Origin of the sequence: Shewanella sp. 2_MG-2023 (assembly GCF_030548905.1) — a bacterium.
In the GTDB taxonomy this organism is placed as follows: domain Bacteria; phylum Pseudomonadota; class Gammaproteobacteria; order Enterobacterales; family Shewanellaceae; genus Shewanella; species Shewanella electrodiphila.
In genome coordinates, this window is the sequence record NZ_JAUOSO010000019.1 from 79,286 (window position 1) to 103,426 (window position 24,141).

At 41.3% G+C, this 24,141-nt stretch carries 18 protein-coding genes and 5 tRNA genes; 3 read left to right on the forward strand and 20 right to left on the reverse strand.

Annotated features, from left to right (window positions below):
• Positions 1 to 109: 109 nt before the first annotated feature.
• Together Q4600_RS17525 and Q4600_RS17530 are read right to left on the reverse strand one after the other, a co-directional pair.
• On the reverse strand, positions 110 to 1,393 hold the full coding sequence (locus Q4600_RS17525; RefSeq protein ID WP_303517351.1) for a von Willebrand factor type A domain-containing protein: 1,284 nt from the start codon (positions 1,391 to 1,393) through the stop codon (positions 110 to 112).
• A 96-nt stretch (positions 1,394 to 1,489) separates the two neighbouring features.
• On the reverse strand, positions 1,490 to 2,239 hold the full coding sequence (locus Q4600_RS17530; protein WP_303517352.1) for a transporter substrate-binding domain-containing protein: 750 nt from the start codon (positions 2,237 to 2,239) through the stop codon (positions 1,490 to 1,492).
• Positions 2,240 to 2,572: 333 nt separating this feature from the next.
• Between Q4600_RS17530 and purE the strand changes: the two genes are divergently transcribed.
• Together purE and purK are read left to right on the forward strand one after the other, a co-directional pair.
• On the forward strand, positions 2,573 to 3,064 hold the full coding sequence (gene purE, locus Q4600_RS17535) for a 5-(carboxyamino)imidazole ribonucleotide mutase (protein WP_102526501.1): 492 nt from the start codon (positions 2,573 to 2,575) through the stop codon (positions 3,062 to 3,064).
• Positions 3,064 to 4,185: a 5-(carboxyamino)imidazole ribonucleotide synthase gene (gene purK / locus Q4600_RS17540; RefSeq protein WP_102526502.1), complete on the forward strand. Its 1,122-nt coding sequence runs from the start codon at positions 3,064 to 3,066 to the stop codon at positions 4,183 to 4,185. Before purE ends, purK begins: the two co-directional genes overlap by 1 nt.
• Positions 4,186 to 4,253: 68 nt before the next feature.
• On the opposite strand, the gene Q4600_RS17545 is transcribed toward purK, so the two are convergent.
• From Q4600_RS17545 to Q4600_RS17570, 6 genes are all read right to left on the reverse strand, one after another.
• The gene (locus Q4600_RS17545; RefSeq protein ID WP_303517354.1) at positions 4,254 to 5,432 is read right to left on the reverse strand and encodes a methyl-accepting chemotaxis protein; all 1,179 of its coding nucleotides are present in this window, start codon (positions 5,430 to 5,432) and stop codon (positions 4,254 to 4,256) included.
• 224 nt (positions 5,433 to 5,656) lie between these two features.
• The gene (locus Q4600_RS17550) at positions 5,657 to 6,274 is read right to left on the reverse strand and encodes a hypothetical protein (protein ID WP_102526504.1); all 618 of its coding nucleotides are present in this window, start codon (positions 6,272 to 6,274) and stop codon (positions 5,657 to 5,659) included.
• 218 nt (positions 6,275 to 6,492) lie between these two features.
• Positions 6,493 to 6,921, reverse strand: a complete 429-nt coding sequence (locus Q4600_RS17555) for a hypothetical protein (RefSeq protein ID WP_248954965.1) — start codon at positions 6,919 to 6,921, stop codon at positions 6,493 to 6,495.
• The gene (gene gshA, locus Q4600_RS17560) at positions 6,918 to 8,510 is read right to left on the reverse strand and encodes a glutamate--cysteine ligase (RefSeq protein WP_303517356.1); all 1,593 of its coding nucleotides are present in this window, start codon (positions 8,508 to 8,510) and stop codon (positions 6,918 to 6,920) included. Before gshA ends, Q4600_RS17555 begins: the two co-directional genes overlap by 4 nt.
• A gap of 251 nt (positions 8,511 to 8,761) precedes the next feature.
• Positions 8,762 to 11,593, reverse strand: a complete 2,832-nt coding sequence (locus Q4600_RS17565) for a pitrilysin family protein (protein WP_303517358.1) — start codon at positions 11,591 to 11,593, stop codon at positions 8,762 to 8,764.
• Positions 11,594 to 11,780: 187 nt separating this feature from the next.
• Positions 11,781 to 12,203: a YqaA family protein gene (locus Q4600_RS17570; protein ID WP_102526508.1), complete on the reverse strand. Its 423-nt coding sequence runs from the start codon at positions 12,201 to 12,203 to the stop codon at positions 11,781 to 11,783.
• 363 nt (positions 12,204 to 12,566) lie between these two features.
• Between Q4600_RS17570 and Q4600_RS17575 the strand changes: the two genes are divergently transcribed.
• Positions 12,567 to 13,814, forward strand: a complete 1,248-nt coding sequence (locus Q4600_RS17575) for a dicarboxylate/amino acid:cation symporter (RefSeq protein ID WP_303517362.1) — start codon at positions 12,567 to 12,569, stop codon at positions 13,812 to 13,814.
• 130 nt (positions 13,815 to 13,944) lie between these two features.
• Here Q4600_RS17575 and Q4600_RS17580 read toward each other — a convergent pair whose 3' ends face one another.
• The 12 genes from Q4600_RS17580 to Q4600_RS17635 form a co-directional block, all read right to left on the reverse strand.
• Positions 13,945 to 15,105 carry an alginate export family protein gene (locus Q4600_RS17580; RefSeq protein ID WP_248955116.1) on the reverse strand — a complete coding sequence of 387 codons (1,161 nt, stop codon included), beginning with the start codon at positions 15,103 to 15,105 and terminating at the stop codon, positions 13,945 to 13,947.
• Positions 15,106 to 15,236: 131 nt separating this feature from the next.
• A complete protein-coding gene (locus Q4600_RS17585) occupies positions 15,237 to 16,079 on the reverse strand; it encodes an ABC transporter ATP-binding protein (protein WP_102526511.1) in 843 nt (280 codons plus the stop codon).
• Between the two features lie 16 nt (positions 16,080 to 16,095).
• Positions 16,096 to 17,016 (reverse strand): ABC transporter permease, encoded by a 921-nt coding sequence (locus tag Q4600_RS17590; RefSeq protein WP_241906340.1) that lies wholly within the window; start codon positions 17,014 to 17,016, stop codon positions 16,096 to 16,098.
• 140 nt (positions 17,017 to 17,156) lie between these two features.
• Positions 17,157 to 18,455, reverse strand: coding sequence for a CmpA/NrtA family ABC transporter substrate-binding protein (locus Q4600_RS17595; protein WP_303517372.1), 1,299 nt, complete (start codon positions 18,453 to 18,455; stop codon positions 17,157 to 17,159).
• Between the two features lie 1,015 nt (positions 18,456 to 19,470).
• Positions 19,471 to 20,601 (reverse strand): sodium ion-translocating decarboxylase subunit beta, encoded by a 1,131-nt coding sequence (locus tag Q4600_RS17600; protein WP_102529595.1) that lies wholly within the window; start codon positions 20,599 to 20,601, stop codon positions 19,471 to 19,473.
• Between the two features lie 8 nt (positions 20,602 to 20,609).
• The gene (gene oadA, locus Q4600_RS17605; RefSeq protein ID WP_102529596.1) at positions 20,610 to 22,403 is read right to left on the reverse strand and encodes a sodium-extruding oxaloacetate decarboxylase subunit alpha; all 1,794 of its coding nucleotides are present in this window, start codon (positions 22,401 to 22,403) and stop codon (positions 20,610 to 20,612) included.
• 16 nt (positions 22,404 to 22,419) lie between these two features.
• Positions 22,420 to 22,665: an OadG family protein gene (locus Q4600_RS17610; protein ID WP_102529597.1), complete on the reverse strand. Its 246-nt coding sequence runs from the start codon at positions 22,663 to 22,665 to the stop codon at positions 22,420 to 22,422.
• A gap of 839 nt (positions 22,666 to 23,504) precedes the next feature.
• A tRNA-Arg gene (locus tag Q4600_RS17615) sits at positions 23,505 to 23,581 on the reverse strand.
• Between the two features lie 69 nt (positions 23,582 to 23,650).
• A tRNA-Ser gene (locus Q4600_RS17620) sits at positions 23,651 to 23,742 on the reverse strand.
• Between the two features lie 6 nt (positions 23,743 to 23,748).
• Positions 23,749 to 23,825, reverse strand: a tRNA-Arg gene (locus Q4600_RS17625).
• Positions 23,826 to 23,847: 22 nt separating this feature from the next.
• Positions 23,848 to 23,924 (reverse strand) — tRNA-Arg (locus tag Q4600_RS17630).
• 34 nt (positions 23,925 to 23,958) lie between these two features.
• Positions 23,959 to 24,035: transfer RNA gene (locus tag Q4600_RS17635), tRNA-Arg, on the reverse strand.
• Between the last annotated feature and the right edge of the window lie 106 nt (positions 24,036 to 24,141).

The following is a 24,141-nucleotide window of genomic DNA, read 5'->3' on the forward strand; positions in this document are numbered from 1 at the left end:
TTATTCGAATCGCTGTTATTTGAATCTAAGTCTTTCACTCAGGCTACCTGGCTTATTTGCTGTTTTAATTGCATTAAACCAGTTTGCCCAGCCCAGCAGTTATTGTCTACTAAATATGATTATTTACCGGCAAAGGCTTAGGAACAGGTTCAAGAACTGGCTTTACAGGCAATATCAATTTTTGCTTTCCCTCAGGTAGCTCACCGGCATGTTTAGATTTTATTGGATACGGCATTGGATAGGGCTCCCGCTCATGTGGCGGTACCACCTGCTTTTTACTGCGCGCATCCCTCAATTTACTGTCTGAGGCAATAACGGCTACAGACTTGGCTATCGCAATGAACTCTGTGCGTTCACCATCGAAATCTTCACCTTTTGAACCTTCAGCAATTTCAATCAGTTGTTGGTAATCGAAGTCATGCACATAATTATTCATGTTCATTAACTGCCCTAAGCCTGCGACTGCTGCTGCGAATCTAAATTCGTTACTCGTGTGTTCAAAAAACTTCTGCTGCTGATGAATATCAATAGGCTGCGGCTTGATTAATTGTTGCCCTGATGTCGAGCGTGCATCGGACAAGGATAACGTGGCTAACTCATTGGCACTGTATTTGTTAATGATTGAATCATTGTTCAAGTGGTTGATAGAGTTATTGATAGAATCATTAATAGAGTTATTGGGCTGATTTTCAATAGATTCATTAAATCTAAGTTCATAAAGCGCCACATACTGGCGACGATAACTGAGCTTCATTGTTCTTGGGTGCGATGAGGTTTGATGCGCATTTTCAAAGCCTACCAAACGATATTCTGACACGAGTCTTGGGTTAAAGTTAACCGTCGCTAGTAACCAATTAAAGCCAAGTGCCGCTTTATCACTGGCCTCTTTAGTTAACTCAATACTGATTAACAATAATTCTGTATCACGGTTATAAGGGGATGGTGCAAGTTCTGTTGCCAACACATAGTTATTGGATAAGAGCACGACATCATTAACATTGTGGGGAAATTGATAATCAAAGCGATTAATTAACTGATGACTCGACACTTGATTGCGTTCTGGTAAGGTATTTTTATTCACCGCTTGGGTTAATAATTCATAGTCATCACGGTTTGACATAAAACTAAATCGTGACACAGGGGTTTCGCCTGTCACCATATTTCCGCCATGACCGCTGAGGGTTAAGTTACCTTGGTAATAGCCTGGTTTAACCGGTGGGTAAGAAGGCTTCTTAGGTAATGAAATAGGAACAGTACTAACGGCTTGTACTTTTTCACTTTTAGCGATTTGCTGAATTTCTTCAGCGTTGACGCACATTGAAGTCGCTAACATCGCGGTTAAAGTCGCGAGGTAACATTGATGTTTGAACCCATTTCGATTTTGCTTTGTCATATTAAGCCTCATTACCAAAACGTTGATTGATACCAACCTTATTAGTAATAACGTAACAAAAATCAAAAAGGGTTATTTATTTTAATCTTTTTCAGTTCACCTGAGATTAAAGAGTAATTCCAGTTCTGGGATTAAAATGGCTTTCTCAGCCTCACCAAAATAATCATCATGCATTCTAATAAACGCTTCTTGAAAGCTTTGCTGCGCCATAATGCGATCAATTTCAGCGGTTATCTTATCGCCTTTATCACCTTTAGAGCAGGCAATATAGCCATAAATAGGCTGTTCAACGTGGCGAATAGGTATCGAAATATAATCAAGAGATTTGTTGTATTCACGTAAATAAGCATCCACCACTTCACTATATTCAATCACTCCAAGTACCCTTTCAGCCTTGAGCATCTCAATTAACTTATTGGAGGAGCTAACACCACCACGAACATAAAATTCATGAGGTCTTTTAGTTATTTGTTGATCAATGTACTCGCCATAGGCTCTGTCTTTAACTACACCTATCTGCGCCTGTGTGTTTGCGGGCATATTGGCTAAATCTAATTGCTGTGCAAAAATCTGCTGATTTTTAGCGAGCACGATTAATCTCAATGGTGGGTAAATACTGATGGGGTAATGTGAAAAGCTTGCAACTTCAAGTCGTTCGGGGGTTTTAATCTTATTAAACATGCAACTATTTTGCTGTTTAGACAGCTCTAACCAACCACGAGTCATACTGACTTGCTGCTGTTCAAACGACAGCTGGTTATCACTAAATTCAGTGAGTAAAGAAAGTACTTCCATTTCTTCATTACCAGCAATAGACACAATCGTCTCATCTACTTCCGTCAACATAACAGCCTGTACAGTTGCGTAAGAAGGTTGATTTATAATAATAAAAAACAATGTAATGTAAAAAACTAGTCCCTTAGTCTTTAACCTTTGGAATGCCATAGATTGCCTCCGAGTTTAAAGCCTATGTGGTTAACATTAGAGGAGAGTTTTAGCATTCGCAATCAGAAACTGAGTTTCAGCCGCAGAAAACACTGAAAAGCAGCCAAAATAAAGCCAACATGATATTATCTAGCCCCTTTTTTATAGCTAGCTTTCAGCAAGTTATAAACCCTGTGCCCTACACAGGATAAAAGTAAAAATAACCTAATAATATAAGTGTGTTAAGGAGTTATCATGCAAGCCCTTGTTGCCGTAGTAATGGGATCTAAGAGTGATTGGCCGACCATGGAAGCCGCCGCAGAAATTATGGATAAGCTTCAGGTGCCATATCATGTTGAAGTTGTCTCAGCGCATCGCACTCCTGACAAACTAATGGATTTTGCTAGTACCGCTGCAGATAAAGGCTATAAAGTCATTATTGGTGGTGCCGGTGGTGCAGCACATTTACCAGGTATGATAGCGTCAAAAACTCGCTTACCTGTGCTAGGTGTCCCTGTGCAAAGTAAAGCCCTTTCAGGTATGGACAGCTTGCTTTCAATAGTACAAATGCCAAAAGGTATTGCTGTTGGTACGTTAGCTATTGGCACAGCTGGTGCGTTCAATGCAGGTTTATTAGCAAGCCAAATCTTGGCAGTTACCGATGCTGAACTTGCAGCTCGTTTAGATGCATTCCGCGAAGATCAAACTAATACTATTCTTGATAATCCAGATCCGAGGGAAGCTTAATGTCTAAGCAGGACTCTCAGTCAAACACGCAAACACCAGCAAAACAACACAATGTTTGGGTATTAGGCGATGGCCAATTAGGCGCGATGTTATCTCATGCAGGCCAGCCACTAGCGATTAATGTTCGCCCAGTGGATATCATGACGCCATCAGATGAGCGTTTACCGCTACAGGGTACTGATATCATTACAGCTGAACGTGAACAATGGCCTGAATCAAGCTTAAGTTTACAGTTAAGCGAACACCCGCATTTTATTAATGGCCATGTATTTGGCCGTTTAGCAGATCGCTTTACTCAAAAAAGCCTATTAGATGAGTTATCAGTGCCGACTTCTCCTTGGGAATTGGTCGATGACAACACTCAAACTGAGGCATTACATCAGCAATACGGTGATCGGGTTTTATTAAAGCGCCGTACTGGTGGTTATGATGGCAAAGGTCAACATTGGCTAAAACAAGCTGAAGCAACTGACATTCCTGCTGACTGGCGTAACGAAGCCATTGCAGAGCAAGCCATCAACTTTGATGAAGAAGTATCGATTGTTGGTGTGAGAACCCAAACTGGCGAATGTGTTTTTTACCCACTCACACTTAACTTGCATCAAGACGGCATTTTAATGGCCTCTATTGCACCGTTAACTCGTCTCGACCATCTGCAACCACAAGCTGAAGCAATGCTGACCAGTGTTATGGACGAGCTTGAATATGTGGGTGTGATGGCGATGGAGTGTTTCAGAGTCGGTGATAAACTGCTCGTTAACGAACTTGCTCCTCGCGTTCATAATTCTGGGCATTGGACTCAATCAGGTTGCCACATTAACCAATTTGAATTACACCTTCGTGCACTGTGTGGATTACCTATCCATAAGCCACAAGTTAACTTCCAGTGTGTCATGGTTAACTTAATTGGTGTCGATAAAGATGACCGCTGGTTAAGCCTGCCTAATGCAGAGTTATTTTGGTATAACAAAGAAGTGCGAGTTGGCCGCAAGGTAGGACATCTTAATCTTTCAGCACACAGTAACGATATGGTTAATGACAGTATTGGCCAATTGCAGCAATGGATGCCACAGCAATATCAGGCGCCATTAGCATGGATTTTAGACGAGTTTAGTCGCTAGAATTGACTTAATATTTTGCACAAAAAAAGGAGCCTAGGGCTCCTTTTTTTATGAATCCGTCAAACCGACTAGATGCACACTCTTGTGAGAACTTGCTCCAAGTTTTCTGAGCTGGCTTTTTGCTGCTTCGCTCTATTTGAAATGGCCTCAAGGTTTAATTGCACTTCATGACTTAAGCGAGAGATTTCAATTGCACGGGTATTAATACTCCCTGTTGAAGTTTGCTGGCCTTGAATACTGTAAGTCATGTTACCGGCAACCGTATCTAACTGCTGAAATGCCCTTCCAATATCAGCAAATGCCTGAGTCACACGCTGACATTGCATTAAACTTTCTTGGGTAACCCGTTGGCTTTCACCAATAGCATTTACAGCATTACCGGCTTTAGCCTGCAACTCAAGTACAATGGATTGGATCTCAACGGTCGATTCTTGAGTACGATGTGCCAATGCTCGAACCTCGTCGGCAACCACAGCAAAACCACGCCCTTGCTCGCCAGCCCGTGCTGCCTCAATGGCCGCATTAAGCGCTAACAAATTAGTTTGCTCTGCAATGCTTTTAATCACTTCTAGTACATTACCGATTTTTTGGCTATCACTGTTCAGTAGATCTAAATCAGAGACCATACTTTCAATACCGTTAGCAAATGTGGTCATTGAGTTTTGATTATTTTGCGCATCATCTGAACCTTGCGCTAATAGCTCTGTAACTTGAACTGAGGTGGACTTAAGTTCATCAGCATTATTTGACAGCTCATCGGCTGTGAGCATGATTTCAGTGAGCGATGCGGTAATTTGCTCGTTCTCATCGGTGCTTTTGTTGACCGAAGACTCAGCAGCCCCCATTTGCGAAGCAAGCTCATAAGAGCCTTCTTTTACGTCGTTGGCATCACTGCGAATATTATCAATTACCGACTTTAAGTCTTCAATGAACTCACTGAGACTATTAGTAATATGAGCAATTTGATCATCACCATGATCTTTAATTGGTTTATCGGGCGCCGTTTCGGTACTGATAACCAAACTAAGATAATGGCTTAAATCATTTAATCGTTTTTGTATTTGCTGTTTAAACAAATACACACCGAGGATTAATTGCGCTAACCCTAAACTGATTAATAGACAAACAAGATAAGTTTTTGAGACTTGTGCGGGTGAAAACAGAGATACAACAATGGCCAGCAGCACTAACGAAATTAATGGTAAAAGTAATTTCGTCTGCAATTTATTATCATTATGGTTTTGCATATAGAGTTCCGAAAACAATTTTTATGATACGAATCTAACAGTTCTTATTATGGTTTTTAGGGTTCATCTTTGAGTTAATAGCGTGTTCAACAGCACTAAATTAACACAATATCTACATTTGTTATCGGAAGATAGTCAGGAAAGTTTAGTGTTATTCTGAATAGAATCATAAATTAATGACATAAAAAAGCCCCGACAATGCGGGGCAAGTTGTTACGCTCAGCTTAACCGAAAAACAAACGCCATAACCATGAAGAATCTAAATCCTCTTTACAGGTTCGGTATTGTTGAGCATAGGTTTTAGAACGGGCGTCAACACGATCAGCCACAGGCCCTAACCAAGCTTTAGCCTTATAAGTGCCACGTTTATAACCGCCCCAACCTTCGTGGTAATTCAAATATTGATTCTTGGCATCCCATTTTGAAACGCCATTAATTTTATGGGTTTTGTAAATAAACCATCCCATAAAGTCCATCGCGTCATCAAAGTTACTGCGGCTCGACCAAGAGTTCCCTGTTTCACGCACGTAATCATCCCAAGTCATGGTTTTAGCTTGAGCATAACCATAAGCATCACTGGCTCGGCCTGTTGGGATAAAACCTAAAAAGTATTCCATTGGCGGCGCGGCATTATGCTTAAACGAACTTTCTTGATACATCATGGCTAACGGGACATGCACAGGTACTCCCCATTTATCACGGGTATTGACTGCGGCTTTATACCAAGAGCGATTCTCTTGGAATATAGAACATAAATTATCAGGTTCTTTAGGCGGTGGTGTAGCGCAGCCTGCAAGTTGCAGAAGAATAACGGTGCTAAAAGCACGGAAAAACCACTTCATAAAAGCCCTTAAATCAACGGAATACAAACTCAATCATTGGGCTAGATTTTCACATCTATGAAGTACAGATGCAATCGGGTTTACCAGAAAATTAGCCATAAGCCTTACTTGAGCATAAGGCGACGCGGTTACAGTTCAAATGAATGGTTTAGAACGGTTTAGAACGGTTTAGAATGGTGTACGAATAGAAAGTGTACGAATAGAAAATTCGCGCAAGCTTACTCCATTGGGTTGGCAAACGCACACTCATAAGATTCTTTTTTCCAGACAACTGGTTGCCAATAATCTGTATTTAATCCGTTGTAAACTTTATCTAGTTTAAATTCAGCGGCTAAGTGATAACGCTGCTCTCGTTCAACCTCAACCAAGATAGTTTTAGTTTGTCGAGCAGCTAATTTAACTTTCAGTTCCGGCGATTCAATTAACTCAGCAACAGTAAACTGATGTTCACCCGCTGGTAACTTATAATATGGACGTGAAATAACTGGTTTACCGTTAAGGTGCGTTACCACGACACGATATAAACTGTCTGTGACTGGTGGCGTAATATAACTCGCCACTGAACCACAAATCAGTTCATCTTCAGTAGACGTTGCGCAGCCTTGCAGCAACACAACCGATATCGCTAGTAACGCAATGTTTCTCATTGATTCACTGCTGTTGCAGGTTCAGCTAAATCAGCAAAGTAGTCAGCCAAAAACTCATCAAATCCTACAGAATGTTGGGTTTCAACGTCTTTTTGTTGCTGTAGAGATGCTGCAGCTTCTGCTTCATACTCTGCCATAGTCGATTCTGACAATGGGTAATTAGTTAAATACTCATGATATTGCTGAGATAATTGTTTCACCCAAACGCCATGGTCAATACCTTGATTAACCACATCGTCAATTACACGACCAGAGATTGTTTTGCTTGGATCGTTAATCGCCGCATGCCACTGCGTTAACGCATCTTGGTATTGTGTGCCTTCGCCATCAAGTAATTTAGCAATTCTTGTCATGGGCTCAAAAATATCATTTAACCACTCATTCAAGGCAACTTGTTGACCATTACGGCTCAATGCTAAGCCAGGTTTACGACCTTCAAGCACAACCGCCTTAAGGTTTGCAGCAATTTCAGCTTCAGCCGATGCATCGGTTTTTTCTGAAGACAACAACAAGCAATACAGCAAGAATAAATCGAGGAACTTGACCTGACTAGCATCAATCCCGATTGGGCTATACGGGTTAACATCAAGTGCACGCACTTCAATATATTCAACCCCAGCTCTAGCCAAAGCCTCTGAAGGTTTTTCGCCAGACTTAGCCACACGTTTAGCACGAATAGGCGAGTAAAATTCATTCTCGATTTGCAATACATTGCTGTTAAGTTGGCGATATTCGCCATCCACTTTGACACCAATTTTGGCAAAGCTTTCTGAAGGCATTCTGATGGCTTCACCTACACCATTTAAATACTCAGGTAGTGAGTTGTAGCTAATATTAAGCTGTTCTTGTTCTTGGTTGGTGTAACCTAAATCACTCATACGCAATGAGGTTGCATACGGTAGGTATAAGGTGCCTTTACCCGTTGTTTTAAAGTCGAACTCAGTAGACTGACCTTTAATGAAAGAACTACAAAGCGCAGGTGATGAACCAAAAAAGTAAGGCAACACCCAAACCAGGCGGCGATAATTACGGATCATGCCAAAGTAAGACTCTGAGATAAAATCTTGACGCGTTAAGCTTTTATCACTGTTCTCATACAAGCTATCCCATAACTTTTCTGATACTGAAAAGTTAAAATGTACCCCTGCAATAATCTGCATCAGTGGGCCATATCTATGGGTTAAACCTTTACGGTATAAGGTTTTCATTTTACCGTTATTTGAGCTGCCATAACGTGCAATCGGAATATCTTTTTCATCCCCCACATAACACGGCATACTCACAGGCCATAGCGACTGGCCATTCATGTTTTTTACGCTATAGGCATGAGTTTGAGTCAAGCCTTCTAATAAGGTATCAATATTGGTATTAACAGGAGTAATAAACTCAAGCAATGACTCACTGTAATCAGTGGTAATACGAGAATGGGTTAATGCAGAACCTAGCTTTTCTGGGTGGCCATCTTTTGCTAATTGACCTGAGTCATCGATACGTAATGCTTCACGTTCAATACCACGTAGCATGCCAAGTAAAGATTCACGGCCTTCGCCGTTAGAAAGAAGATCGATTGTTTCATTGAATGAATTCAATTTGCTGTTCTCTTATTGTTGCTCGTATTAGCCGCTCACATCCACGACGTTCAAACTGCTAGACCCGATATTAGACGAGATAATTTCCCAAACTGTATAAATAAATACAATTAATGAAATTAATCACATTTTAGCGCCTAATAAAGAAAAAACGGTAACATTTTTATTGTCACCGTTATTAGTTTTTATTCATTGTATCAGACCCTATATAGGCTATATAGGGTCTATAACTTCAAAAGCAATAGCTAAACTTATTTAATCACCTTAATAGGATAGCCCAATGCTTCAAGCTTTGGTGAAATAGCTTGTTTATCACCCACAATGACAATAATCATCTCAGATAATTTAAGCTGTTCAGCCGCAAGCTTATTTAGCTCTTTCGCTGTGATGTTTTCAACAATGTCAGCTTGCTGTTCAGTAAAATCATCGGCCAGTTTGTAACGCTGAATAATGCGCATAAACCCTGCTTTTTGATATGGCGTTTCATAGTCTAATGCTTTACCTTGAGAAATCGAACTGCGCATAAATGCCAACTCTTCTTCCGTCATACCGTCTTTTTGGAACTGCTTTATTTCATTAATAAATTCAGTTACTGACTCCGCTGTCACATCACTTCTCACACTTGCAGAAGCTTCAAAACGTCCAGTTAAGTCATTACCATTAAAGCCAGTACGCGCGCCGTAGGTATAACCTTTATCTTCACGAAGATTTAAGTTAATCCGACTATTAAACGCGCCGCCCAATGGATAATTCATTAAGAATGCTTTGAAGTAATTACCAGTAGCATCATAAGGTAAAGCACGTTTACCCATTTTAATCACTGATTGGGCAGCATCTGGTTTATCAATGATATAAATGGTGCCACCAGCAAGCTTAGGCAATGGTGGTAATGCCATAGGCTCATTAGCTTGACCTTGCCATTGCTCAAATACAGCTAATGAAGGCATGATTTCTTGCTGATTTAAATCAGACACCACGACCATCTGTGCATTGCCAGCTTTATACTGCTGCTGATAAAACTGCTTCACATCATCAAGCGTTAATCCTGATACAGTCTCAAGAGTTCCACCAGCATTAGCACTTAAATGGCTATCATCGCCATAAAGTAAGCTTGAAAAACCACGGCTAGCAAGAAAGTTAGGATCTGACTCTTGATGCTGTAGACCTTGAATTTCCTGTTGCTTTAAGCGCTCAAAATCCGCCTCAGCAAAAGCTGGACTAAATAACTTTTCTTGTAAAATAGCTAATGTCGGCGTTAGGTTCTCTGTCAAACTCGACACTTGAATATAGCTTTGCGTGGCTGATGCACCGAACGAAATACGACTACCTAGCATTTCTAGTGCGCCCGCTAACTCTTCTGTTGTGCGCTTTTCAGTTGACTCGTTTAGCATTGACGCGGTTATTGAAGCTAAGCCTGCTTTATCCATTTCAGGAAGTCGATTTCCTCCTTCAAGATAAATTAATAACTCAACGGTTGGGGTTTCATTACTTTCAGTCCCCATGACTTCAATACCATTAGCTAATGATGCAGTCCAAAGCTGAGGTACTTTAAGTACAGGGGCGTCACCAACTTTCGGCATGACTGTGCGATCAAAGCTTGAGGTAATTTGACGGACATTTTCAGTGCCCGTTACCGCTTCCTCAGCAATAGGTAGCATAGTCGGCGTAAAGTTATCCGGTTTTGCAATAAGCTGTTTTGCACCTTCTGGGACAACGCTCATCACCACCATCGGTTTATCTTTAATATATTTGTTGAAAACGCGCATAACGTCTTCTTTCGTGACACTGGCGTATCGCTCAAGATCGCTTGCGACCATATTCGGGTTATCGAAAAAGGTTTGATTATAAGCCAGTGTTGATACCTTACCTTTGACACTTTGCATGCCATAGATAGTGTCTGACTCAAATTGTACTTTTACTTTTTGTAAATCGTCATCGGTCACCCCGCGTTGCTCAAATTCAGCAATAGAGTCAGTAATCTTTTGCTCAAGGTCAGCAAGGTTAGCACCGCTAGCTGGGTTAGCTAATGCAAATAAGGTTAAACGACAAGATAACTCTTGGCACGGGTGCCCTACCGAGGCTTGCACCGCAAAACCATCTTTTACTAGGTTTTTATAGAGTAATGAGGTTTTACCCCCACCTAATATGTTAGCTAATAAATCTAATGCGGCTTCATCTTGATGACGAGCGTATACCGTTGGGAATCCCATGTAGACAAGTGGCAAATGCACTTTATCTTCCATTGAGATATAACGAGTTTTATCTAGGCTCACTGGCGTCTTCGGATCGGGATTAACTTCAGGGCCACGTGCTAATTCACCAAAGTACTTATTCACCATGGCAAGGGTTTGCACTTCATCAAAGTCACCGCCAATGGTTAATGTTGCATTGTTAGGGCCATACCAGCGTTTGAAAAAGTTTCTGACATCATCAACCGTGGCACGTTCTAAATCATCTGGCCAGCCAATTACTGGCCAAGAATAAGGGTGCCCTGCTGGGAACATTGCTTGATTGAAACGCTCATTCAAACGGCCATATGGCTGGTTATCAATACGCTGAGCCCGTTCATTTTTAACTGTCTCACGCTGTACTTCAAACTTCTCGCTGGTTAACGCTGGCAACAAAAAGCCCATTCGGTCTGACTCTAGCCACAACATTTTTTCTAGCTGATTGCTTGGCACCGTTTCAAAGTAGTTGGTTCGGTCGGTATTAGTGGTGCCATTTAAGGTGCCACCTGCTTCGGTGATCACTTTAAAGTGTTGTTCATCGCCCACATTTTGCGAACCTTGAAACATCATGTGTTCAAATAAATGTGCAAAGCCACTGCGGCCAGCCACTTCGCGAGCTGAGCCCACATGATAGGTCACATCAACATGAACTAAAGGATCTGAGCTGTCTTGATGCAGAATGACAGTTAAGCCGTTTTCAAGTTGGTATTTTTTATAAGGGATGCCTATCGCATCTGATGCTTGAACGGTTTCAAGTAAGGTCACCCCGTCGGGTAATGATGAAGAGGTGGTTGCTTCATGAGCACAGCCACTAATAGCGATTGAAATTGCCGCTGCTAAGATCCATTTTTTCACTCTATTCTCCTTGAATAAATATAAGGTCAGTGAGATGTGCTAATGTCATCTCTGACAGCAGGGAATACATAGGGTTTCAGTAAATCTCACCTTGTTGATTCAATTGCTGAAAAAAGCCTCACTGACATTATTTATAAAATACGATTCGTATAAAATACTTTGGTGTAAAACGCCTATTACTATCGTTTTACCACGCCCACATAAAGGCCGCTACTATTAAAGAGTATCGAATTGTTTTGCCAATCAAAATCATGATTGTAGAAGGGACTATGGGTAGCTTTAACCAACCTGCAATTAAACACAAAATATCACCAATCAAAGGTAGCCAAGACAAGAGTAATGCCCAGTAGCCATATTTTTCAATTAAATTTAATCCATGTTGGTATTTTTTAGAGGCAAAGTCCTCTGGCGTCTTAGCGAATCGACCTAAATAGCCTAAATAGTAACTTGTAATCGCTCCTAACGAATTACCTACGCTGGCAACCACCAGCAAAGATACCCAAGTTTCAGGCGCATCTGTTAGCAAAGCCACAAGTAAAACTTCTGAACCTCCAGGTAACAAAGTTGCCGCTAAAAACGCCCCACTAAACATTAACCATAACGCAGTCATTTACTTTACCTAATGATATCTATAGAGTTTTAAACACTTTCAACTATACAGACGACAAAGTTAGCAAGTTGTTGAATTTTAAAGTGCATTTAACATATTGTGTTTTTGGAATAAGTTATATCAAAAACGGTTTGTTCCACCTTGGAACACTCAATACAATTCGAAAATTGTTCAGATAAAGACTGTAGTTAAGCAATATTAAAATAAGCTGAACATGATATGGCTTATCGACGTATTCTTGCTCGTAACAAACAAATCAACAATGACTATCAATGGCCTTTATGTGTGATTGTGTTAGGTTATTGAAATAATAATCCCCTTGCCTACTTTAAAGAGCAAGTATAATAAATAGTTGGAATTGAAATGATTTTTCAAACCTTGAAACGTATTCCTTTTTGGCAGAAAGTGCTAGCGGGTTTCGCATTTGGTATTTTAGCAGGTATCGCACTTGGCGATAGCGCCATAATGTTAAAGCCACTAGGCGACTTATTCATTAGTGCCATTAAAATGCTGGTCGCACCGTTAGTATTTTGTGCCATCGTAGTTAGCATTACTTCTTTAGGCTCACAAGCAAACCTTAAGCGGCTCAGCCTCAAAACCTTAGGCATGTTTATGCTGACAGGTACGGCCGCATCATTTATTGGCCTAGCCATTGGTAGCTCATTCGACATGGGTGGCAGCATTGAGCTAGCAACAAGTGAAGTGCGTGACCGAGATATTCCGGGCTTCGCTCAAGTATTACTGAACATGATCCCCGAGAACCCTTTTGCATCACTAGCAGAAGGTAAAGTACTCCAGATTATTGTCTTTGCCGCGTTAGTCGGTATAGCGATTAATACCGTTGGCGAAAAAGCAGCGCCTTTAAAAAACACCATTTCAGCGGGTGCTGAAGTGATGTTTGAATTAACTCGTATGGTGTTAAAACTGACTCCAATTGGTGTATTTGGCTTAATGGCGTGGGTTGTTGGCGAATATGGATTATCAACTCTACTTCCGCTTGGTAAGTTCATCTTAGCCATTTACGTTGCCGCATTAATTCACATTATTTTCGTTTACGGCGGTTTAATTAAGTTTGTAGCTCGCTTAAGCCCTATGCAGTTTTTCCGTAAAGCAATGCCTGCCCAACTAGTGGCTTTCAGCACCGCATCAAGCTTTGGCACATTGCCTGCCAGTAATAAATGTACTGAATCAATGGGTGTATCAAAACGTTATAGCGCATTTGTATTGCCACTAGGCGCCACCATGAACATGGACGGTTGTGGCGGTATTTACCCAGCAATTGCGGCTATCTTTATTGCTCAAATCTACGGTATTCCGTTAGACATGACTGACTATATGTTAATTGCGGTTACAGCGACGGTAGCATCAGTAGGTACTGCTGGCGTGCCGGGAAGTGCAATGGTGATGTTAACCGTAACACTAGGTGTTGTGGGTTTACCGCTTGAAGGGATTGCCTTTATTGCCGCTATCGACCGCGTAATTGATATGATCCGTACTGCAACCAATGTCACTGGCGATATGATGACAGCTGTTGTTATTGGTAAAAGTGAAGGTCAGTTTGATGAAGAGCAATTTTACTCAAATGAGAAAGTCGTTGAACAAGCAGCTTAAGCTTTAGCATTAGCATAGTTCAGCTTGATATAGCGCGATAAAATCAAAAATGGCAGATGAAATCATCTGCCATTTTTATTGCCTGCTTTATGACAATTTTGTCATTAAAACGTAGCGTTTTAAATAAACATTAGAACTTGGCATTAAACCACACCCAGCCTTTATCGGTATCAACTTTACCCGCAGCCACATCACCTGCAGAATAAGCCGCATACTTAACACCAACAGTATAGTGGTCATAGAAAGGTACACTAAACACCGCGTTAATTTCTGAGCCTAAATCATCGACAACCGCACTCGATTCATCTGCATCAAACTCATGATAAGCCACAGCCCATTTACCACCGATTACGTTACCGCCAATCGACGCATACAAGTCAGCTAAACCTTGTTTAGGTGTGGTTAAGAATTGGTCCGTCCAACCATTAAAGCCGTGCAGTGTTGCCAATGGAGTCGAGAAACCATAGTCGCCGCCATCAGATCCTAACAGCTCATAACCTATTTTGAATGTGACCACTGAAAGTCCAATGCCACCTTCAACGCTCATATAATCAGCAGAATAAGATTGGCCTGCAGTGTCTGAGTCTTGCGTCGCGTACTCTGCAGAATAAAGTACTTTAATATCACCAATATCGGTTTTTCCCGCGAAACGGACACCGTAGGTATCCAGACCATTTTCAATATTGGTATCTTCTTCCAGAAGGTAACCATAAGCACTTAATGTACCGAAGCCCGTTTTTAATTGAGCATTAATTAAATTATCTTTTGAATCGATATCTTTCTCTTCAGCAAAGATACGATTACGTTGAGTAATGTAACCGTAATCAATTTTAAAAACGTCGTTGAATTTATATTCAAGCATAAGCCCGTCAAAGGTCTGCCTATCTTGACGCCAGCCTACATGACCAACAAAACGTTGGTTATCAAAGGTAATCACTTGACGGCCACCTTTAGCAGTGAAACCTTCGTAATTGTATTTTAAAAAGAATTGGTCAAGCTCTGTGGTTTCTGGATCGGCAATGACCGAATAATCAGGGTTCTTACCGAGAGTGTTGTTGTAATCATCAACCCCAGCCACGACGCGTGAATCTTCAAACTCTACTAACGAACTAAAACCATAGTAATCAGCTGTCGCATAAGTAAGTCGAGTACGTAGCGTAAAAGCATCTGCATCTTTTAGTGCGTTATCTTGCTCAACCATTTCATAACGAAGGTTAAGGTCTACCTTGACCTTTCCCTCGGTAACCGCTTCTGCAATCGTTGTTGCTTCTGCTGCATGTACTTGGCCCATCAATGCCAATGAAGCAGGTGCAAGTAAAGTCAAAGCAGACTTGGCTAACTTTTTATTGATTAAGCTTGCAAGTTGGTTCTTTCTCATCATATTTCCCTTATTGTATTTAAAGCTTATCCATCAGAATAATCTTAGCCAACATTAGCAGTTTCATCATTACTAATTGATGAATTGCTAATATTTATATTCTCAACTTTGCGTTGTTTTTCGTATAAGAACTTCAGTACCTCAGCTCTTAAATGGTTATAATCTTTATCCTCTGCGAGTGCTAAACGCTCTCTAGGACGAGGTAAATTTACGTCTAAAATTTCGCCTACTGTTGCCGCAGGGCCATTGGTCATCATGACAATTTTGTCTGACAGCAACACCGCTTCATCAACGTCATGGGTGATCATAATGACCGTGTTATTGAGCTCATTCTGAATCTCCATCAACGAGTCTTGCATATGGGCTCTGGTTAACGCATCAAGTGCCCCAAAAGGCTCATCCATCAGTAACACCTCAGGCTCCATTGCCAGTGCTCTAGCAATACCAACACGTTGTTTCATACCACCTGATATTTCGCTGGGTAACTTATGCATCGCATGGTCCATATGAACCAGTTTCAAGTTGTATTCAATCCAATCTTTCATTTCTGCTTTGGATTTTTTATTCTTAAACACCTGCTTTACGGCTAACTCAACATTTTGATATGAGGTTAACCAAGGCAGCAATGAGTGGTTCTGAAACACAACGGCACGTTCTGGCCCTGGTTCTGCCACTTCTGTGCTATTTAAAATCACGCCACCTTTGGTTGCTTGGTATAAACCCGCGACAATGTTCAGTACCGTAGACTTACCGCAACCTGAGTGACCAATCAGTGACACGAACTCGCCTTTATTGATTTTAAGGTTCACTTCCTTAAGTGCTTTAAATGGCCCTTTAGGTGTAGGGAAATCCATATCAATGTTACTTATGTCTAAAAAAGTGCTCATTAGATTTTCCTCTCATTCATGACTTGGTTTTATCCCACGAGAACCAACGTTGTAACGCCAGCACTCCTCGGTCGAGTAAAAAACCAATTAGACCAATAACCACCACGGCAGCCATAATGCGTGCCAATGACTCTGAGCTACCATTTTGAAACTCATCCCAAACGAACTTACCTAACCCTGGGTTTTGTGCCAGCATTTCTGCCGCAATCAATACCATCCAAGCAACGCCAAGCGATAAGCGCATACCTGTAAAGATGAGTGGAATCGAAGCCGGTAACACAATTTTCTGTACATGGGTCAACGGAGATAAACGCAGTACACGACTCACGTTCACTAAATCAGAGTCAATATTGGCTACACCAAGAGAAGTATTAATCATCATTGGCCACAAACTACATAAAGTGACCGTGAGTAAAGAATTAATAAACGATTTAGACACCATAGGATCTGGCGATACATACAGCGCACTGACAACCATTGTCACCAAAGGTAACCAGGCTAATGGCGATACAGGCTTAAAAATTTGCACTATCGGATTCAGTGCTGCATTTAGCGTTGGACTCAAGCCCATCCAAATTCCCATTGGAATCGCAATAGCAGCAGCCAAGATAAAGCCTGACATCACTGTCACTAGACTTGTAGAAATCTGGTCAACAAAGGTTTCTTTACCTGTGTATGCTCTGACTTTCACAACATAGCTAGGGTCAACTTCTAATCGTGCAGCATTTCGCTTGTCTTGACGCTCATAAAAGGCCTCGGCTTTCACCCTTTCAGCATTATGCTCTTGATATAAAGCCCCAAACTGTTCTGCCACGGCAACAGGACCGGGGAATTTACCTAACGAGGTATTAATGCTATTTGCAGCAATTGACCAAATCACTAAAAAAACCGTGATGCCAATGACAGGCAGTAGCAATGCTTTACTGGCTTGAGCCATCCAAGAGACTAAAGAGGTCAATTTACTTTTATCGAGCATTAATCGATCGGTTAAGCGTGTAATGGTTGTCATAATGTGTTCCTTAACTCCGCGCTAAACGTAAGCAAGTTGATGACTCAACTTGCTTACGAATACATCATCTAGAGTTTGTCGCCCTGCTTTAAGCCAATAGCGAATTTGCTTAAATAATCATTAGGCGCACTACCGTCATAAACGATGTCATCAATGAAGTGCTGCTGTGGTTTTTTAAATCCCGTTTCCGTTGCAAAATCTGGGAAGTGCTTAGCTTCGATTGTCTTATCATCAATCAGAGACTGTGCAGCTTTAGCGTAGATATCAGGACGATAAACTTTTGCAGCAACATCTTTGTACCAAGCATCAGGCTTGTCATCTGAGATTTGTCCCCAACGGCGCATTTGAGTCAAATACCAAATCGCATCAGAGTAATATGGATAAGTTGCGTTGTAGCGGAAGAACACATTGAAATCAGGTACTGAACGCTTATCACCTTTTTCGTATTCAAAGGTACCTGTCATGCTATTGGCAATCACATCGTAATCGGCACCAACATAGTTTGACTGTGACAAAATCTTAACTGCAGCAGGACGGTTAGCATTGTTGTTATCATCTAACCATTTCGCCGCTTTGATCAGAGCACGGGTTAATCGAATTGTTGTGTTAGGGTATTTTTCTGCAAATTCAGCTGTTATACCAAAGACTTTCTCAGGGTTATTTTTCCAGATCTCGTAATCGGTAACCACTGGCACCCCAATACCTTTAAACACGGCTTGTTGGTTCCATGGCTCACCCACGCAGTAACCATAAATCGTGCCCGCTTCAAGGGTTGAAGGCATCTGTGGTGGTGGCGTCACTGATAAAAATGCTTGGGCATCTAACTGACCTGAAGTATCACCTCTATGAGGCGCGTAGTAACCAGGGTGGATACCACCTGCTGCTAACCAATAACGTAATTCGTAGTTATGAGTTGAGACAGGAAATACCATACCCATTTTAAATGGCTTACCCGCTTCAGTGTATTCCTCTACCACTGGTTTTAACGCATCAGCTTTAATAGGGTGAACGGGGTTCCCTTCACTATCTTTGGCAATATTGGGTTTCATCTTGCTCCAAATATCATTTGAAACCGTAATCGCATTACCATTTAAGTCCATCGAAAAAGGCGTGATGATGTGAGCTTTAGTGCCATAACCAATCGTGGCAGCTATCGGTTGCCCTGCCAACATATGTGCACCATCTAAACGTCCATCGATAACACCATCTAATAGCACCTTCCAGTTAGCTTGTGCTTCGATGGTCACATATAAACCTTCTTCTTCGAAGTAACCATTTTCATAAGCAATCGCAATCGGCGCCATATCGGTTAATTTGATAAAACCGAACGTTAACTCTTCTTTTTCAGGAAAGCCTACCTCTGCCATAGCAGGAGCGACTGCCGTAAACGACACAGCCAATAGAGTATGTTTAAGTGCTTTTTTCCAATTCATCTTTCTATCCTTGTTAAATTTAAAAAAGTTAAGTCAAAAACTAAGTTTGAAATAGGGAAAACAAAAAAGGCGCCAACTACTCCCTAAGGAATAATTAAGCGCCTTTGCTTAAATTAATTTATCTCTTTCAAGGCTCACAACACAGACAATCGATTAAATAACCAACGATAAATGCGACTTATGAGCACTACTGAAAATTCGAATTGTTGATAAATACTATTCAGCAACCGTGCCAACCTTTTAAGTCTCTGTTTTTAAACAGGTATACAAATTAAGCACTGGTAGTACTCATAAAGGGTGATACCAATTCAGTGCAACATAAGTTCAATCGCACCTAAATGGGTACTTGAACGGCAAAGTATCCCCCTAAAGAGGTGCAACATTTTATTGAAACGAAAAAATCACTTTTGAATAAATGAGATGAGGTTGAATGAGACTTAGTTTGCTGAGATTAGATTTAATGAGACTAGGTTTAATGATACTTAGTTTGTTGAGACTTAGTTTGTTGAGACTTAGTTTAATGAGACTTAGTTTGTTGAGACTTAGTTTGTTGAGACTTAGTTTAATGAGACTAGGTTTAATGAGACTAGGTTTAATGAGACTTAGCTTGTTGAGAGTAGGTTTAATGAGACTTAGTTTGTTGGGAGTAGGTTTAATGAGACTTAGCTTGTTGAGATTAGATTTAATGAGACTTAGTTTGTTGAGACTTAGTTTAATGAGACTTAGTTTGTTGAGACTTAGTTTAATGAGACTTAGTTTGTTGAGACTAGGCTTAATGAGACTTAGTTTGTTGAAACGAGGTGGAATAGATTTGAGCAGGATAGGATGGTCTAACACCTTAAATGGCATGCATCAGTGCAATAACAATTTTAAGCCAATAAAAAAGCCACTGTTAGTCAGTGGCTTCATTCGATGACTCGCGTTTACTTGTCGCTACATTTGATAACGATTAGCCTAATACTGCAAGTAATACACCCGCAGCTACAGCGCTACCTAGAACACCAGCAACGTTAGGCCCCATAGCGTGCATCAGTAAGAAGTTTTGCTGATTAGCCTCAAGACCTACCTTGTTTACAACACGCGCTGCCATAGGAACTGCAGATACGCCCGCTGCACCAATTAATGGGTTTATCTTGCCGCCAGATAACTTAGACATCAATTTAGCCATCATCACACCTGCTGCAGTACCAATACTGAAAGCAACAGCGCCTAAGACTAAAATGCCTAAAGTTTCGATGCGCAGGAATTCTTCAGCTTGCAGCTTTGAGCCCACTGCTAAACCAAGGAAAATCGTCACAACGTTAATTAACTCATTCTGCGCAGTGCTTGAAAGTCTATCAACCACGCCACATTCACGCATTAAGTTACCTAAACAAAACATACCTACTAGCGGTGTTGCTGCTGGTAAGAACAGAATTGTCATACCGACCACCATCAGTGGGAAGATGATTTTTTCTTTCTTACTGACTTCACGAAGCTGTTCCATCTTAATGGTACGCTCTGATTCGCTGGTTAATAGACGCATAATCGGTGGCTGAATTAATGGTACTAAAGCCATATATGAGTATGCAGCAACCGCAATCGCACCTAATAAATCAGGAGCAAGCTTCGAGGCTAAGAAAATAGCTGTCGGACCATCTGCACCGCCAATGATGGCAATAGCAGCCGCATCTTGCATGGAAAATTCAAACCCTGGCACTAGGTTCAGTGCAATCGCACCTAGCAAGGTAGCAAAAATGCCAAACTGCGCAGCTGCACCCAATAACAAGGTCTTCGGGTTAGCAATCAATGCACCAAAATCTGTCAGTGCACCTACGCCCATGAAAATCAATAGCGGGAAAATCCCCGTTTCAATTCCCACATGGTAGGCATACCAAAGCAAACCACCTTCGTCGGTAAAACCTGCATTTGGAATATTCGCTAAAATGGCACCAAAACCAATCGGTACTAATAATAGCGGCTCAAAACCTTTAGAAATGGCAAGGAAAAGTAATAAGCCTCCAATTGCCATCATAAATAATTGATCAGGTGCGAAGTTAGCAATACCCGTCTCAGACCAAAAGGCCATTAATCCTTCCATGCTATCTCCTACGCTAATGCTAACAGTGGTGAACCAACTGTAACTGCATCACCTTGCTTAACTGATATATTACGAATGATACCCGCAGTTTCTGCACGCACTTCTGTTTCCATTTTCATTGCTTCAAGGATGATGATGACATCACCTTCGTTGACTTGATCGCCATCATTAACCAAGACTTTGAAAATATTGCCAGATAATGGCGCATTCATCGTGGTTTTGATTGTATTGCTGACAGGAGCATGTGGCGCTAATGGTGCAGGCGCTTGTGAGCCCGCTTCAGTGGTTGCAGGAACAATTTGGCTTATATCGCCACCCTCACTCACTTCAACGACAAAGTTTTGCCCCTGAACATTAACAGTGTACGTTTCAGGGCCTTTCTCTGTTTTCGCAGCAGGTACAGCCATATCATCAGCACTTGGGACTGGCTCAAATGCATCTGGATTACCACGGTTAGATAAAAACTGCAGGCCGATTTGGTTGAATAATGCATACGTCATCACATCGTCATCAGTTTCAGTCGCTAAACTAAAACCATCTTTCTTAGCGATGTCGCTTAACTCGGTACGTAGTTTTTCAAGTTCAGGCTCGATAAGATCGGCAGGACGACATGTAATCGCTTCTGCGCCATTTAGTACTCTAGCTTGTAGTTCAGCGTTAACAGGGGCTGGTGTTGCGCCGTACTCACCTTTTAATACGCCTTCTGTTTCTTTTGCGAGTGTTTTATAACGTTCACCCATCAGGACATTAATAACTGACTGTGTGCCGACAATTTGTGAGGTTGGTGTAACTAGAGGTAAGAAGCCAAGATCTTCACGTACTCGTGGGATTTCTTCTAATACTTCATCCATCTTGTCAGCAGCGCCCTGCTCTTTAAGCTGGTTTTCCATGTTAGTTAACATGCCACCTGGCACTTGTGCACGTAAGATACGAGAATCAATGCCTTTAAGCGCACCTTCAAAACGTGCATATTTTTTACGTACATCTCTGAAATATGCAGCAATCTCTTCAAGGGTCGCCATGTCATAACCCGTTGAGCGGCCATTATCTTCTGCCATTGCCACCAGTGTTTCAGTTGCTGAATGACCATAAGTTTGGCTCATAGAAGAAATCGCAGTATCAAGAACATCAATACCAGCTTCGATGGCTTTTTGGTACGTTGCAGTACTTAAACCCGTTGTAGCATGACAATGCATTGATACCGTTAAATCAGTTTGTGATTTCAAACGGCTAATAAGGTCATAAGCTTCCATTGGTTTAAGTAAACCAGCCATGTCCTTAATACATAACGAGTCACACCCTAAATCTTCGAGGTTTTTCGCCATTGAAACCCAAGTATCAACAGTGTGAACTGGGCTAGTGGTAAATGAAATCGTACCTTGGGCATGACCGCCGACCTGTTTAACCGCTTTTACTGCAGTCTCTAGATTACGTACATCGTTCATCGCATCAAAAACACGGAAAACGTCAACGCCATTTGTATGTGCGCGCTCAACAAAGCGCGTCACTACGTCATCAGCATAGTGACGGTAACCTAATAAATTTTGGCCACGCAGTAGCATCTGCTGTGGTGTATTTGGCATCACTTTTTTCAATTCGCGAATTCGATCCCAAGGATCTTCGCCTAAATAACGGATACAAGAATCAAATGTTGCACCACCCCAAGATTCTAAAGACCAAAAACCAACTTTATCCAGTAAAGGAGCGATAGGTAACATATCGTCTAAACGCAGGCGTGTTGCAAGAATAGACTGATGGGCGTCTCGTAATACTACATCTGTTAACGCTAAAGGCTTGCTCATAAATACTCCTAAACTGTTAATCTTTTGCACGATACTGATGAATAGCAGAGGTAATGGCTGCTACTAACTTAGGATCAAGTGTTGTTGCTGAAGCTGCGACAGGTGCTGGCGCATAGGCAACGGTAGGTTGAATCTCTGACTTGCATAATCTGGCGACGATTTTAATACCGACAATTAGCATACTCAAAAATATGAATACTAAGCCCATCCCCATTATCATCACGCCTAGGGCGTCAAATAACTGCTCAGATATTGAAGTCATACATCCTCTCTTGTCTTAATGTTCAATCAGTGATTGCACATAGGATCCATTTCGATTGCGTAAAGCCGATGAAATTATATAGCCTATCAGTGTTGCACCATTTTCATGCAGTACACATCATTTAAGTACCACATAGAATAATTATTCAATCAATATTAACCAATTTCAGATTATAAAAAAGAGCTCAAACTGTCTAATTTAGTTATATCAGATTCTTCATCGACGAAAAATATAACTAATTTATAACAATTAATCCAACACACTGTAAATTGGTCAGACCAAAAATAATAAAATTAAACCTCACTATGTGATAATTCTATAAAATATTCACAGTAATATTGAACATTATTCAATTCCGAGGGTTTTATCGCAAAAATGACAAGATTATGACCACTTCTATATAAAAAGAGATATCAAGAATAAGAACAACCAATCGCCCCAATGCTGTGCATGAATGCTCAAAAGCATAAATATGCCAATTTTAGCCCTAGAAGGTGACTATTTATGAACTTTATAACCAGATTGGCTTTATTAGCAGCGAACTATTCTAGTGAATCAAACAAATCCTTCAGAGAGTGGCTTTAAAAAATTGATTATGTAGTTCAGTTAACTAGAACAGATTGAAATTATAAGAGGAGTTTTGGGACTTTAGAATCTTGAAAGTGAAAGGTGGAACGTGAAAGTTTTGATCTTATGATTATCTGTTAATAACAGCTTATGTGGCAATGTAACGAGTGATAACAGATAGTACTGATAAATCTGTGTCAACCAAGTCATAAAGCATAAATTAAACGTAAAAAAAATGCCCTGTAGTAATCTACAGGGCATTCTCTTTATCATGGTGCGGATGGGAGGATTCGAACCTCCGACCGCCTGGTTCGTAGCCAGGTACTCTATCCAGCTGAGCTACATCCGCTAATTTTTTACGTTTACTGCATGCTCAATGCTATTTGAGCTTAGTTGCATATTCAATATATGCAAATAATGGCGGAGAGGGAGGGATTCGAACCCTCGATGGGAGTTAAAGCCCATACTCCCTTAGCAGGGGAGCGCCTTCGGCCACTCGGCCACCTCTCCGAATTATGGTGCGGATGGGAGGAGTCGAACCTCCGACCGCCTGGTTCGTAGCCAGGTACTCTATCCAGCTGAGCTACATCCGCATAATTTGGTATGAATTTTATATGGTGCGGATGGGAGGATTCGAACCTCCGACCGCCTGGTTCGTAGCCAGGTACTCTATCCAGCTGAGCTACATCCGCATATATAAAATGGTAAAGCTTTTGAATAATCTAATGGTGCGGATGGGAGGAGTCGAACCTCCGACCGCCTGGTTCGTAGCCAGGTACTCTATCCAGCTGAGCTACATCCGCTCATTAAATAATTCAAACACAAAATAGCAATGGTGCGGATGGGAGGATTCGAACCTCCGACCGCCTGGTTCGTAGCCAGGTACTCTATCCAGCTGAGCTACATCCG

Coding starts and splice junctions, on each gene's coding strand:
- Q4600_RS17600 (WP_102529595.1), bottom strand. CDS start 20,601: ATGGAAGGATTAATGGCCTTTTGGTCTGAGACGGGTATTGCTAACTTC.
- Q4600_RS17610 (WP_102529597.1), bottom strand. CDS start 22,665: ATGACTTCAATATCTGAGCAGTTATTTGACGCCCTAGGCGTGATGATA.
- Q4600_RS17525 (WP_303517351.1), bottom strand. CDS start 1,393: ATGACAAAGCAAAATCGAAATGGGTTCAAACATCAATGTTACCTCGCG.
- Q4600_RS17585 (WP_102526511.1), bottom strand. CDS start 16,079: ATGAGCACTTTTTTAGACATAAGTAACATTGATATGGATTTCCCTACA.
- Q4600_RS17550 (WP_102526504.1), bottom strand. CDS start 6,274: ATGAAGTGGTTTTTCCGTGCTTTTAGCACCGTTATTCTTCTGCAACTT.
- Q4600_RS17575 (WP_303517362.1), top strand. CDS start 12,567: ATGATTTTTCAAACCTTGAAACGTATTCCTTTTTGGCAGAAAGTGCTA.
- Q4600_RS17580 (WP_248955116.1), bottom strand. CDS start 15,105: ATGGGCCAAGTACATGCAGCAGAAGCAACAACGATTGCAGAAGCGGTT.
- Q4600_RS17545 (WP_303517354.1), bottom strand. CDS start 5,432: ATGCAAAACCATAATGATAATAAATTGCAGACGAAATTACTTTTACCA.
- oadA (WP_102529596.1), bottom strand. CDS start 22,403: ATGAGCAAGCCTTTAGCGTTAACAGATGTAGTATTACGAGACGCCCAT.
- Q4600_RS17570 (WP_102526508.1), bottom strand. CDS start 12,203: ATGACTGCGTTATGGTTAATGTTTAGTGGGGCGTTTTTAGCGGCAACT.
- purE (WP_102526501.1), top strand. CDS start 2,573: ATGCAAGCCCTTGTTGCCGTAGTAATGGGATCTAAGAGTGATTGGCCG.
- Q4600_RS17590 (WP_241906340.1), bottom strand. CDS start 17,016: ATGGCTCAAGCCAGTAAAGCATTGCTACTGCCTGTCATTGGCATCACG.
- purK (WP_102526502.1), top strand. CDS start 3,064: ATGTCTAAGCAGGACTCTCAGTCAAACACGCAAACACCAGCAAAACAA.
- Q4600_RS17530 (WP_303517352.1), bottom strand. CDS start 2,239: ATGTTGACGGAAGTAGATGAGACGATTGTGTCTATTGCTGGTAATGAA.
- Q4600_RS17555 (WP_248954965.1), bottom strand. CDS start 6,921: ATGAGAAACATTGCGTTACTAGCGATATCGGTTGTGTTGCTGCAAGGC.
- Q4600_RS17595 (WP_303517372.1), bottom strand. CDS start 18,455: ATGGCAGAGGTAGGCTTTCCTGAAAAAGAAGAGTTAACGTTCGGTTTT.